The organism is Paraburkholderia dilworthii, assembly GCF_000472525.1.
GTDB lineage: Bacteria > Pseudomonadota > Gammaproteobacteria > Burkholderiales > Burkholderiaceae > Paraburkholderia > Paraburkholderia dilworthii.
Genome location: NZ_AWZT01000010.1, coordinates 121,291 through 134,611, shown reverse-complemented (window position 1 = coordinate 134,611; position 13,321 = coordinate 121,291). Strand labels below are relative to the sequence as shown.

Annotated in this window: 8 protein-coding genes; 4 read left to right on the top strand and 4 right to left on the bottom strand. The window is 60.6% G+C overall.

The features are described from left to right. Positions 1–29: 29 nt before the first annotated feature. Positions 30–1,166 (bottom strand): nucleoside hydrolase, encoded by a 1,137-nt coding sequence (locus tag F759_RS0111975; RefSeq protein ID WP_027800067.1) that lies wholly within the window; start codon positions 1,164–1,166, stop codon positions 30–32. A 152-nt stretch (positions 1,167–1,318) separates the two neighbouring features. Next, positions 1,319–2,317 carry a hypothetical protein gene (locus F759_RS0111970; RefSeq protein WP_027800066.1) on the bottom strand — a complete coding sequence of 333 codons (999 nt, stop codon included), beginning with the start codon at positions 2,315–2,317 and terminating at the stop codon, positions 1,319–1,321. Positions 2,318–2,442: 125 nt separating this feature from the next. Here F759_RS0111970 and F759_RS0111965 point away from each other — a divergent pair, with 125 nt between their 5' ends. The 4 genes from F759_RS0111965 (at position 2,443) to F759_RS0111950 (ending at position 9,387) form a co-directional block, all read left to right on the top strand. Beyond that, on the top strand, positions 2,443–3,288 hold the full coding sequence (locus F759_RS0111965; protein WP_027800065.1) for a M15 family metallopeptidase: 846 nt from the start codon (positions 2,443–2,445) through the stop codon (positions 3,286–3,288). 273 nt (positions 3,289–3,561) lie between these two features. Continuing rightward, on the top strand, positions 3,562–7,428 hold the full coding sequence (gene tssM / locus F759_RS0111960; RefSeq protein WP_027800064.1) for a type VI secretion system membrane subunit TssM: 3,867 nt from the start codon (positions 3,562–3,564) through the stop codon (positions 7,426–7,428). Beyond that, the gene (gene tagF / locus F759_RS0111955) at positions 7,425–8,417 is read left to right on the top strand and encodes a type VI secretion system-associated protein TagF (protein ID WP_027800063.1); all 993 of its coding nucleotides are present in this window, start codon (positions 7,425–7,427) and stop codon (positions 8,415–8,417) included. Before tssM ends, tagF begins: the two co-directional genes overlap by 4 nt. 4 nt (positions 8,418–8,421) lie before the next feature. Next, the gene (locus F759_RS0111950; RefSeq protein WP_027800062.1) at positions 8,422–9,387 is read left to right on the top strand and encodes an OmpA family protein; all 966 of its coding nucleotides are present in this window, start codon (positions 8,422–8,424) and stop codon (positions 9,385–9,387) included. Between the two features lie 96 nt (positions 9,388–9,483). On the opposite strand, the gene tssA is transcribed toward F759_RS0111950, so the two are convergent. Continuing rightward, positions 9,484–10,602 (bottom strand): type VI secretion system protein TssA, encoded by a 1,119-nt coding sequence (gene tssA, locus F759_RS0111945; protein WP_027800061.1) that lies wholly within the window; start codon positions 10,600–10,602, stop codon positions 9,484–9,486. Between the two features lie 35 nt (positions 10,603–10,637). Next, positions 10,638–13,313 (bottom strand): type VI secretion system ATPase TssH, encoded by a 2,676-nt coding sequence (tssH, locus tag F759_RS0111940; RefSeq protein ID WP_027800060.1) that lies wholly within the window; start codon positions 13,311–13,313, stop codon positions 10,638–10,640. Positions 13,314–13,321: the final 8 nt, after the last annotated feature.

Genomic DNA, 13,321 nt, shown 5'->3' with positions numbered 1-13,321 from the left:
CAGCAAGCCGTACAGTAAGTCCTGAACTTTTAACCAGGCACCGGCACCGGTCGAGTCAGCAAGTCGACATAGAAATTGAAGAAGTTCTGGTTGTCGAAGCGTTTGACGATTGTCATCTTCTGCAAACCAGCCGGCGGTGAGTTCGTATAGCCGGTAGCTTTGCCGTCATTGGCGCCGAAGCTTGTCTCCACATCCACCCACTCGTCCACGGTCTGGGTCGCGAACGAAGGATGCATCAGATACCCGAGCGTCAGTGTGTCCCATATGTTCGTCGTGTAGTTCGGGTTCGTCTCGAAGCCGTTCTTGCCGTCGAAACCATAGCCGTTCAACGTCTTGAACAATTGAGTGATGATGGTCTGCTTCGTCGGATCGTGCGCGATACGGTCGTAAAGCGCTTTATCCATCTTCACGGTGTCTGTCACGTCCAGCGGAACGACGACCTGCTTTATCGGCAGACGCAGTACCTCTTTCGCTGCCTCTGGATCGAACCACCAGTTGAATTCGGCCGTCGGCGTGGTATTGCCCGGCACGTCGATTGCGCCTCCCATATAAATGATCTGCTTGATCAACGGTACGATCTCGGGATGCTGGCGCGCGGCAAGCGCGATGTTGGTCAATGGTCCGATTGCGAGAATCGTCACTTCACCGGGATTCTGCTTCACTGAATCGACGATGAAATCCACGGCGCTCCTGCTCTGCACTGTCGTGTGAGTCGCAAAGCCGTCAGGCGGCGCCACGAGGTCGCTGTCCGACTTGGGCTCGGGCGTGCCCCATGCGCCGAGATAACCGTCGCCGCCCGGGAATTGCGCCATTTCCGCCTGGATCGTGGCGAAGTCGTGCGACAACGCATAGTTGGCGCCTGCATAGACGCCGATCTGCTTGTCAACGCCGAGCCGTTCGACGGATTTCAATGCGTCCGCCACGCCCTGCTTCAACCATTGATTGCCGGACACCACGGTAATGCCGAGTACTTTTAGCGAACCCTGCGCCTGCAATTGCGCCGCCATGACGCCCAACTGGCCGTCATCGCTCAGCGTGTTGTAGTCGCTGTCGATAATGACTTTGGGAGGATTGGAAGGATTCAGGTCGCTGCCGCCGCATCCGGCAATTATCAGAGCAGTCACGACGCTTGCTGTATAGCTCAATGCCACGAGAAACCGCTTCATTGATGTCTCCTGTTTTATCGCTTCGGTGTGCGACTAAGGAAAATCATCATAGACTCAAAAACGGCGAAATCAAACAGAAGCGTCGACGAGGCTCATGAACAACATGAGCCTCGCTAGCCGCCGCTGAAGCGAACCACTCGCGCGGCGTGAAATCAGGGCTGACGCGCTTGCGGCGCGGAGCCAGGGCATGCGGGATCTTTGCCCCAATGACCGTCGCATACGCGCCAGCGGCACAACTGATCTTCGAAAAAGCCGCGCTGCCCGCACTCTTTCACGCGTTCTGCAAGTTTCGCATTACCCTGCACCGCCGAGGTAGTCACCCTGGTAGCAGGTGTGCTGCCGCCCGCCTTTTTATCCGCGGGCTTGGTGCGCGCAACGAGTGCGGCCAATAGATCGGCGTCCGAATCATCTTTTGACGTGGCGCCCGGCTTCGTCTGCTTCGTCTGCTTCGTCTTCGTCGCCTGCGTCGCGGCGGTCGTCGTGCCGGAATGATGGCTGCTTACACTGGTAGTCGCGCTCTCCTTCTTGCTGCGCGACGCAGCGTCATGCTTGCTCCTGCTCGCGACGGTCGTCGAACTCCTGTCATGCTTGCCCGCCGGCGCGACCGTTGGCGCCGTTCCCGACGCGCCCGCGAGCGAAGCAACGGAGGCAACCGATGCAACCGGCGCCGAAGCGCTGCTCGGCTCCGCGCCGTCAGCGAGCGCGCGCGACAAGCGGCTTTCCGCTAGCCCCGCGGATGCGGACGTTGAAGAAGCCGCGGCTTTGCTGTCGCTGTCATCAGCGATGATCGTCGCCGCTTGCGACGACGCAGACGCCGGTGCCTGGGCATTCGCGGCGACTCGCACCGCGGCGGCCGCAACGGAGGCCGGTACGGCGGCCGCCACGTTGGCCGCGCCCGTCGGCACGGCGGCGGCAAGCGGTTCGCCTGGCGTGCGCTGTTGCATATGCCACGCGCCCCAGACGCCGGCCGCGATCACGAGCAAAGCAACGAGCGCAAGCGGCGTTGTGGACCGGCGTGGTTTATCGGTAGGCGGCGCGACGCGGCCTTCAAGATTCGCAAGAATTCGCGAACCATTGCCATCCGCGCCTTTAGCCCTATCGGATAACAGGCTAGGCGGGACTTTGGAATTTGAATTTTCCGGCGCACTCATTCACTGTCTCATTGAATCCTGGATTATTTCGCCGTGATAATACCGCTCCGGCTCCTCTCCGAGCAGGCCTGATTCTAAGAGCAAGCATTACAAAATACAATTGTTTCCAATTTCCGGGGTCGCCATTGATTGCCGTAGTACTTCTCGCCTATTTCGCCATCGCAGTCGCGATCGCCGCAATGCTTCTTTTGCCGGCAGTGCGCGCTTCTTTATTAGGCGCGGCGCTGACCATTCACGGCCGCGTTATGCGCGGAGCATCGCGCAGCGCATCGCGGGCACGCGGCCAATTAGCCCGCTCGGCAAGAATGTCGCAATCGACTGCGGCTGATATGAAAAAATTACTGGCGCGTCGGCGCTTGCTGATTTTTACCACCACAGGTATTCTTGCGACGCCGCCATTGGTAGCATTGGCATTACGCGGGCGGCAGTTATTCCAATTCGACGAAACCGCACGGGTACCTGACGAAAAAATCGCTGCCTTATTGAACGGCGAACAGCTCGTACCCCCGCCGCCGTTGCCGCCAGAGGTGTTCGCCACGCGGGAAGTCGAGCAGATCCGGCCGGCGCTAAAAGATGCGAGCCGCGACTGGAATTTGCTCGATGCCGATTTCAGAACGCGTTTATTGCTCGTCTACAAAATCATGCACGAGCAGCACGGGTACGAAATGGCTTTGCTGGAAGGTTATCGCAGTCCGGAGCGGCAAAACCGGCTCGCGCAAATTGGGAGCAACGTCACCAATGCCGCCGCGTTTCAAAGCTATCACCAATACGGTCTTGCAGCGGACAATGCGTTTCTACGCGACGGCAAGCTCGTCATTTCTGAAAAAGACCCTTGGGCCATGCGAGGCTATCAGTTATATGGGCAAACAGCCGAACAGGTCGGCCTGACATGGGGCGGCCGCTGGAAAATGATGGATCTCGGGCACGTTGAATATCACAAACCAGGCTTCGTCCTCGGGCGGGGTCATTAAGACGTAGCGGGTACAAGAGGTTGGAAAATGGGGCGTTCAATCAACATTTCTGGCAAAAAGCGGCAATGCCAACGGCAATCTGGCATACATCGACGTATTCGTCCAGCCGCTATTCTCAACGCCGGCAATCGCGGATTTAACAATTCAGCGGTTTTCGCTTTTTTCCTGAATCGGCTTTCGTTTTCTTTCGCTCCATTTTCAAACGCCGCACGTGCGTGATGCCGTTTGCCACAGCACGCGCCACAACACCTATCACCAAGACCTGAACGGCTTATGCGACGCTTTCTCAACGTGTTGACCCATCCACGCACGCTCTCGATCATCGGCCTGCTCGCGCTCGCTGCTGTGTTATTCGTCGGCGCCGATACATTGCAGATCGACCTGATGTGGCCGACCATCGCACTCGGCGTGGTAATCGCGTTATGGCTGCTGGTGTGGGCGGTGCGCCGCTTGCGCGCGCGCCGCGCGAACCGCAAGCTAGGCGAGATGCTCGAACAGCAGGCGGAGAAACAGAGCACCGAGACCGGACCCGCTCCCACGCCCGCGCGTCAGGCGGAGCTCGATGTGCTGCGCACGCGCCTCGTCGATGCGGTCAAGACCATCAAGACCTCGAAGATCGGCCAGGTGTCGGGCGGCTCGGCACTGTATGAGCTGCCGTGGTACATCGTGATCGGCAACCCCGCAGCCGGCAAGAGCAGCGCAGTGTTGAACTCGGGCTTGCAATTCCCCTTCGCCGACAAGAACAACGCGGTGATTCACGGCATCGGCGGCACGCGCAATTGCGACTGGTTCTTCACGACCGAAGGCATTCTGCTCGACACCGCTGGCCGCTATTCCGTGCATGAGGAAGACCGCACCGAATGGCTCGGCTTTCTCGGCCTGCTAAAACGCTTCCGACCCAAAGCGCCGATCAACGGCATCATCGTGACGGCGAGCATTGCGGAACTGACGAGCAGCAAACCCGAATTCGCGATCAATCTCGCGAAGAACCTGCGCCAGCGCGTACAGGAATTGACCGAGAAGCTCGAAGTATTCGCACCGGTCTACGTGATGTTCACGAAAGCCGACCTGATTACCGGCTTCACCGAATTCTTCAGCGGCAGCGATCGTCACGAATACGACCGCGTGTGGGGCGCCACCCTGCCCTACGAGCCGGACGAAAAGCGCGACGTGGTCGGGCTTTTCGACGAACATTTCGAAGAACTGTACGACGGCCTGAAAGAGATCAGCGTCGCGCAAATGTCGATCAGTCGCGGCAACAAGCTTTCGCCTGGCCAACTGAGCTTTCCGCTGGAGTTTTCCACGATCAAGCCCGCATTGCGCGCGTTTCTCGCCACGCTGTTTGAAACGAACCCGTTCCAGTACAAGCCGATCTTCCGCGGCTTCTATTTCACGAGTGCATTGCAGGAAGGCGAAACCAATAGCGCCGCGGCCACACGCATCGCGAATCGTTTCGGTCTGAGCGCCGACAGCATGCCGAAACCGCATAGCGCATTCTCGAAGAACGGCTTCTTCCTGCGCGATCTTTTTTCGAAAGTGATTTTTGCAGACCGGCAAACGGTCAAGCAGTTCGCAAGTCCCGCGAAGACGCGCATGCGCTATGCAACGTTCTTCGGCTTCGTCGCCGTGCTGGCGCTGGCGCTCGGCGGCTGGACCTGGTCGACCATCGGCAATGAGCAACTCGCTGAGAACGTGAAGGCCGACCTCGACAATGTGGTGCGTTTGCAGCAGAACCGCAACGACCTGCAATCGCGCCTGCAGGCAATGGACGTTCTCGAAGACCGTATCGACCAGCTCGAACAGTTCCGCCGCGAGAAGCCGCTCGCGGTTTCGTTCGGTCTCTATCAGGGCGATCGCCTCGAACAGCGTCTGCTCACGGAGTACTACAACGGCGTGCGGCAGATCCTGCTCGATCCGGTTTCGCAGAACCTCGCGTCGTTCCTTAAGGACGTCAACGCGCATCCCGATCAGCTTGCGCCGCTGAATCGCACGCCGGATGCGGCCGCAATTCCGGTGTCCGCTCACGCGGCAATGGCGGCGAATAGCCAGGGCGGGCTCTATAGCGACGCATCGCCCACCAATGTCGAAGACGCGTACAACGCGCTCAAGACGTACCTGATGCTAAGCGACAAGCGTCACGTGGAAACGGCTCATCTGACCGACCAGGTGGCGCGCTTCTGGCGCGGCTGGCTCGAAACGAATCGCGGCAACATGCCCCGTGACGAAATGATCCGCAGCGCCGAGCGCATGATTACCTTCTACCTGTCCCGCGTATCCGACGACGACTGGCCGATGATCGACCAGAACCTCGGTCTCGTCGATCAGACGCGTGAAAATCTGCGCCGTGTAGTGCGCGGCATGCCGGCGCGTCAGCGTGTCTATGAAGAGATCAAGGCGCGCGCATCGACCCGTTTCGCGCCGATGACCATCGCGCGCATCGTCGGCGAAAACAATACGGCGCTGGTGGCCGGCAGCTATGCGATCCCCGGCACCTTCACGCGTGAAGCGTGGTTCCAGTACGTGCAACCCGCTATTCACGAGGCCGCGACGAAAGAACTGCAGGCGAAAGACTGGGTGCTCGACACCTCCGCGCACGACGACCTCACGCTCGAAGGCAGCCCTGAACAAATCCAGAAAGCACTCGTCACGATGTATAAGACGGAATATGCAATGCACTGGCAGAAGTTCATGCAAGGCATTGCGGTGCAGAACTTCGGCAGCTTCGGACAAGCGGTGGATGCAATGAACCGTCTCGGCGACCCGCAGGATTCGCCGATTCGCAAAGTACTCGAAACTGCTTACGACCAGACTTCGTGGGATAACCCGTCGCTCTTCAACGCGAATCTGAAACGTGCGCAAAGCGGCGTCACCAGTTGGTTCAAGCAATGGTTCGCGCGTGCGCCGACCGGTCAGTTGAACGCCAATATCGACATCAACGGCAATCCGGTGGAAATGCCGATGGGGCCGATCGGACAGGAGTTCTCCGCGCTTGGCCGCATTGTCGTGACCGGTGAGAACGGCTCGATGCTGAAGGGCTATATGGACACGCTGTCGAAAGTCCGCACGCGCTTTAACGTAATCAAGAACCAGGGCGACCCGGGACCGGGCGCGCGTCAGCTGATGCAGCAGACGCTCGACGGCAGCGGCTCCGAACTAGCCGATTCGCTGAAGTACGTCGACGAGCAGATGCTCACGGGCCTCACCGATTCGCAACGCAAAGCTTTGCGTCCGCTACTCGTGCGTCCGCTGATGGCCGCGTATGCGGTGGTGATTCAGCCGGCCAGCGTCGAAGTAAACAAGGTGTGGAACGCACAGGTGTACCAGACATTCCAGGGCTCGCTCGCGAACAAATATCCGTTTGCCGGCGATGCGAAGGTCGAGGCCGGCGCGGGCGAAATCGCGCAGGTGTTCGGTCCTGACGGCTCGATTGCGAAGTTCGTCGGCACCACGCTCGGACCGCTCGCGGTGCGCCGCGGCGACACGCTGACCGCTCGCACCTGGGGCGACATGGGCCTCGCGCTCACGCCCGACTTCACCAGCGGCTTCGCGCGCTGGGTCGCGCCGCTCGCCGGCGGTGCAGCGGGTACGTCGGCGGGCCAAAGCTCGGCCGAACCGCAGACCGTGTTCCAGATCCTGCCGCAGCCGAGCAGCGGCACGACCGAGTACACGCTCGCGATCGACGGTCAGCAGATGCGCTACCGCAACACGCCGCCGCAATGGACCAACTTCGTGTGGCCGAATCCGTCGGGCTCGCCAGGCGCTACGTTGAACGCAACGACCTTCGACGGTCGCACGCTGCAACTCGTCAACGAACCTGGCCGTTATGGTCTCGAGAAGCTGATCAATTCGGCGCAACGCAAGCGTCGTCCCGACGGCACCTTCGATCTGTCATGGACGCAAGGCAACGTGACGGTCGCGGTCAGCATGCGCATCATCAGCACGTCGCAAGCATCGGGCGGCAGCAGTGATGCGCCGCAACAGCAGAGCCTGCGCGGTTTGCGTCTGCCGTCTTCCGTGGCGGACGTTAGTGCAGCGGCGAATTCGGTCACTGCCGCAGCCGCGAACACCACGCCGGCAACACCCACGGTGCGGCCTGCCACGGCCACCGCCGCGGCGTCGAACACAGGGGGTGCGCAATGACGCAGACCATCCAGGCGCAGATCGCGTACTTCGGCAAGATTCCGTCGCGTGGCGACTTCGTAAAAAGCGCGCATAACCCGCAGTTGCTCGCCACGCTCGACCGTTGGATCGCCGAGGCGATGGAGTTGCTTACCGACGATCCGCGCTGGAAGATCGTTTATGAAAACGCGAAGCCGATGCACTTCGCGTTCCTCGGCTCGCGCAGCAAGCTCGCGATTGCCGGCCACATGGTGGCGAGTCACGATCAGTCATCGCGGCGTTTTCCGTTTCTAGCTGCGACCGCGCTCGAGGTCGAAAGGCCGCTTACGTTCCTTGCGCATAGCCCGCTCGCTTTTGCGCGTTTGTGGTCGCGCGTGTCCGCGCAAATGAAGCCGTTGCTCGGCGTCAGCGAGCCGGCCGGCGCATTGCAGGCGCTTGGTGAAACGCAAGTATCCATCGAGATCGGCGGCGGTCCGGGCAATCCGCATGACGGTACGTTCAACGACTTCGTCGAACATCAGACACTCGCCGGGCTTGAACAGATGCTGCTCGCAAGCGGCCATCCGGTGCGCTTGCGCGGCGCGATGCTCGCGCTTGGTTCATTGCTGCGTCCGGTGATGCAAAGCGGCTCGTCGCATCTCGAACGCGGACTCACGCTGCCGCTGCCGAACGATCCGTTCTATCGCAGTCTCGTCGCCGCGTTCTGGCTCGAACTGATTGCGCCGTTCGTCGCGCAGGCGGATTTCGAACTGGCGATTTTCATCGGCACGATTGCGGAGCGGGAGCGGCTCATCATCGGCTTTAACGGCGCGTCGGCAAAAACGCTGCACAGTGTGGTGGATCCGCAAGCCTATGCAGCACATAACATCGATATCGACGACCCCGAGTGGATCGACGAACACGCACAAAACGATCATGGCATCAGCAAGCTCGTCAGCTACCTCGACCAACCGCAACTGTCCTTGCGCGTCAGCATCGACACGTTCCGCGAAGCCTTCACGGGAGCGTAATGCAATGCTGAACTCTCGCAACCGGATCACCGCGCTACTCGCTGGCTTGATGCTTAGCGCTTTGGCTCACGCCGACAACGACGGCCCCGCGCGCGTCACGCCGGTCGACAACAGCGGCATGTCGATTCGTACGACGACGCTGCCAGCACCTTCGTCCAGCCCCTCTGCGAGTACAGGCAAAGCCGGTCCCGCAGTGAACACAGCCGGCCTGGCGAGCGGCACGACCGGCGCCGGCACCGGCGCAGTCACGGCTTCGCCGCCGCCCGCCAACGCTGCACCGGGCCAGGTCGTGGTCGGCGGCAAGGTGCCGGACGAAGCGACCAAGGCGGCCGTGCTCGCACGCTTGCGCGACACGTACGGCGCCACCAACGTGGTCGATCAGATCGAGGTCGCAGACGTAGCCACGCCGCCTAACTGGTCCGCCAACGTACAAAAACTGATCGGCCCGCAACTTAAACAGATCAGCAAGGGGCAATTGAAAATCGACGGCACGCAGATCGACGTGAAAGGAGAAGTGCGCAACGAATCGCAGCGTCAGCAACTTGCGAGCGACATGGCAAACGCGCTGAATCCGACGTACACGATCAAGAACGGCTTGCGCGTCAGCGCATCCGAGCAGGGACTGCTGGACCAGACGCTCGCGAATCGTACGATCGAATTCGAGACCGGCAGCGCGACGCTTACACCCCAAGGCCGCGCGATTCTGGATCAGATGGCGACCGCGATGCTGAAGATGACGACGAAGACGGTAGCGATCATCGGTCACACCGACAACTCGGGTAATCGCACATCGAATATCGCATTGAGCCAGGCACGCGCCGATGCAGTGAAGGGTTATCTCGTCGCGAAAGGCATTCCCCCGCAACAGATGAGCACGACAGGCGTCGGGCCCGACCAGCCGATTGCATCGAACGATAGCGCCGATGGGCGTGCACGCAACCGCCGCATCGAGTTTCGCGCGGGTTCCTGAGCGGACCACGGCGTCACTGTATAAGCTGCTCGCGTAAAAAAACCTGGCTTGGTCGATGACCCGAAGCCAGGTTTTTTCGCGTTTCGGCGCAGACGTCTAGCTGCTTTCTTCTGGCTTCACACCGAGCAACTCGCGAATATGCGCGAGCGACCCGTCGTCTTTCACCACGGTTGAGAGCCACTGGTGCAATGGCATATCCGCGGCCTCGGCGGCTTTGTCGGCGAAATAAGCAGCGGGATTATGCGGCTCCGTGCTGCGAAAAAACCGGGCCACCGCGCGCAACTGCGCGACGGCTTGCGCGCGGCTCTGGATTCCTGCAATTGCGATGGTCGGCGTGGTCGTCAACACAGGCTCCTCGCGTTGCGGTGAAGTCTTGAAGGTGGGCTCAGCGCGTTCGCTTTCATGAGGAGTGGACGCACTCGATCCATTGCCGGACGTCTGCTGCGTTTGCGCATTCACACCTAGATCGCGTGCAAAGCGCTCGGCGAGACGATAGACGCTTTCATACGCGTCCTTCGCCTGACGGAAGCTCGGCGCCGCGTCGGCAGCGCGGCAGTCCAGTTCCTGTTCCAGCGCGAGCATCGCCGCTTCGAATGTCTTGAGCTCGGTGAGCAGCGCCGAATAAAACGCGGGTGGTGTTGCACGTTTCGATGCGTCGATCTGCTCGATGGAAGGCTTGCCGCGTGCAATGTCGTCGGCATGATCGGGATCGCGCTTCACGGCTTGCGCAACATGCGTGGCCACGTCCCAGTCGGTCGTGCTGTAGACACTGCCTTGCGACGACGTGAGCGGCATAGCGCGCAGCAGATCGCCGGTGCGCCCGACGAGCCACGCAACATTGCCGAGACGATACTCGGTGTCGTCGCCTTCCGGCAGCGGATGAACCGTGTCCCAATACTTCTCGCACAGCCCTGCGAGCAACACGTAGCCCCGCGTGAGCCCGCTCACGCCTTCCTCGATGGCAAGCGCTTCCGTGAGCCACACCGCGAGCCGTAAGTCCTTGGTCTGCGTTTGCAGCAAAGCGCAGGACCGCTCGATCACGAAAGGCCAGTCGGCTTCCTTGATTTCAGTGATCCATTCGCCTTGATCCAGCGATGGGTCTTCGAAACGTCGCGCGTGCTGGATCGCGTCGAAGTCAGCGGAGAACAGCAGATCTTCGCCACAGGGTGCGGCTTCACTGATCGGGGCGAGCAGCGTGTTCAGATTGGTCGGCATGTCACAGAGCTATCAGTTTGCGTTTTTGAAATCGCTTATACGACGGCGTATTCGAACTCGCCAGCCTCGCTCGCGCGCACTGAAATACGTTGGATTGCCTCGCCATTGGCGATGCGCTCCAACAGTTGCTGCGCGACTTCCGGCAACAGCGTGCCGTTCAAAATATGGTCGACGTTGCGCGCGCCGGAATCCACTTCAGTGCAGCGTGCGAGCACCGCATCGACCAGAGACTCATCCCACTCGAACACTGCCTTGTGATTCGATTCGATGCGGCGGCGAATCCGCTCGAGCTTCAACTCGATGATTTCCGCAAGCACGTCGTCCGAAATCGGATAGTACGGCACCACTTTCATGCGCCCGAGAAAAGCCGGTTTAAATACTTTATATAGCTGCGGACGCAAGGTCTCCGCGAGTGCGTCCGCGTCGGGTAGTTCGTCGGCGGTTTTGTTCAGGCAAGCCTGCATGACCGCTTGCGAACCGACATTCGACGTAAGAATGATCAGCGTATTGCGAAAGTCTATTTCGCGGCCTTCTGCGTCATCCATCGTGCCTTTGTCGAACACCTGGAAGAACATTTCGAGCACATCGGGATGGGCCTTTTCGACTTCGTCGAGCAACACGACCGAATACGGATTGCGGCGCACCGCTTCTGTCAACACGCCGCCCTCGCCATAACCGACATAGCCCGGCGGCGAACCTTTCAGGCCAGAGACGCTATGCGCTTCCTGATACTCGCTCATGTTGATCGTGACCATCTTGCGCTCGCCGCCGTACAGCACATCGGCGAGTGCGAGCGCGGTCTCCGTCTTGCCGACACCCGACGGGCCGACGAACATGAATACACCGCGCGGCTTGTTCGGATCCTCGAGATTCGCACTTGCCGTGCGCACCCGCTGCGCGATGGCTTCGAGTGCATGATCCTGGCCGAGCACGCGCGCGGCGAGCAGTGGTTGCAGATTGAGTACAGTCTGGATTTCATCCTTGACCATGCGACCGAGCGGAATGCCTGTCCACGATGCGACGATTTCAGCGACCACGTGGCCGTCGACCTGCAACGGCACCATCGGCTGACCGCCCTGCAACGCATGCAATCCGGCGACGCGCATAGCGAGCGTTTCGCGCGCCTGTTGCGCCTTCTCCGCTTGCTCCGCGTCCGCACTGCTCACACGAGCGGCGTCGATGTCCGCACGCAAGCCGACGATGTCAGTCACCAACGCGCGCTCCTTGTCGTAGCGCGCTTCGTCTTCGGCGAGATGCTTGAGCTCTTCTTCGCGCAGCTCCCGCAATTGGGTGAGCCGTTCGTCGTGCAGTGCGCCGCTCGCCACTTCGCGTTCGAGTGCTGCGATTTCCGCGTCGATACGCTCGATGTGCTTCTTCGTGTCGTCGATTGCGGCCGGTGTGGAACTGTGCGCGAGCGCAACCTTCGCGCACGCGGTGTCGAGCACACTGATTGCCTTATCCGGCAGTTGCCGGCCGCTAATATAGCGATGCGAGAGGCGGACAGCTTCAGTGATCGCGTCGTCGAGCACCCGCACGTTGAAGTGCCTTTCCATCAATGACGCCATGCCACGCAGCATCGCTGCTGCAAGCGTCTCGCTGGGCTCTTCGATCTTCACGACCTGGAAACGGCGCGCGAGTGCGGCGTCTTTCTCAAAGTACTTCTTGTACTCGCTCCACGTGGTCGCCGCGATTGTGCGCAATTCGCCGCGCGCCAATGCCGGTTTCAGCAGATTCGCCGCATCGTTCTGACCTGCCTGGCCGCCCGCGCCGATGATCGTATGCGCCTCGTCGATAAACAGAATGACCGGATGTGGGCTCTTCTTGACCTCGTCGATCACGTTCTTCAGGCGGTTCTCGAACTCGCCCTTGACGCTCGCGCCCGCTTGCAGCAGCCCCATGTCGAGCACATGTAACGCCACGCCTTTGAGCGGCGCGGGCACGTCGTCTGCCGCGATGCGCAGCGCGAGACCTTCGACCACCGCCGTCTTGCCGACACCCGCCTCACCCGTCATGATCGGATTGTTCTGCCGGCGCCGCATCAGAATGTCGATGGTCTGGCGAATCTCGCCTTCGCGGCCGATCACCGGGTCGATCTTGCCTTCACGCGCGCGCTGCGTCAGGTTGCTGGTGTAGGTATCGAGTGCAGGCGTTTTCGACGGTGCGCCGTGAGCGGCATTCGAAGTCGCTGCATCGCTCGTGTTCTCTTCGATACTCTGCGCCGCATTGCTGCGTTCGACTTCGCGGGAGCCCACGGTCAGCTCTTCGAACTTGTGCTTCAGATCCGTCACGCGCACATCGCGCAACAACGGCGACATGCGTTCGGCAAACTGCGCGAGATCGGGCGCGCTCAGCAACGCGAGCAGCACATGTCCCGACCGTATGCGTCCAATCTGCGAATCGAGCGATGCAATCAGCCACGCCTGTTCGAGCAGATCGATCAGATGTTTCGAGAAAACCGGCGTGCGCGTATTGCCGGTTTTCAGGCGCTGCAACTCGCGCTCGATATCCGCGCGCAACGCATGCGCGTCGATCGTGCTTGCGCGCAGCACGAGCGCAACATCGTTTGCCGGTTCATCGAGCAGCGCAAGCAGAAGATGCTCGAGATCGACCTCGTAATGACCGCGCGCGAGACAGTTGTTCGCCGCCAGCAACGCCGCTTGCCGGCAAGTCGGATTCAGTTTGGCGATCAAAGTATTGAGGGACGTGCTCATGTCGTGCG

Excerpts from the sequence above, each read along its gene's own strand:
- tssA (WP_027800061.1), bottom strand. The coding sequence starts at position 10,602 with ATGCCGACCAATCTGAACACGCTGCTCGCCCCGATCAGTGAAGCCGCA.
- F759_RS0111950 (WP_027800062.1), top strand. The coding sequence starts at position 8,422 with ATGCTGAACTCTCGCAACCGGATCACCGCGCTACTCGCTGGCTTGATG.
- tssH (WP_027800060.1), bottom strand. The coding sequence starts at position 13,313 with ATGAGCACGTCCCTCAATACTTTGATCGCCAAACTGAATCCGACTTGC.
- F759_RS0111970 (WP_027800066.1), bottom strand. The coding sequence starts at position 2,317 with ATGAGTGCGCCGGAAAATTCAAATTCCAAAGTCCCGCCTAGCCTGTTA.
- tssM (WP_027800064.1), top strand. The coding sequence starts at position 3,562 with ATGCGACGCTTTCTCAACGTGTTGACCCATCCACGCACGCTCTCGATC.
- F759_RS0111975 (WP_027800067.1), bottom strand. The coding sequence starts at position 1,166 with ATGAAGCGGTTTCTCGTGGCATTGAGCTATACAGCAAGCGTCGTGACT.
- tagF (WP_027800063.1), top strand. The coding sequence starts at position 7,425 with ATGACGCAGACCATCCAGGCGCAGATCGCGTACTTCGGCAAGATTCCG.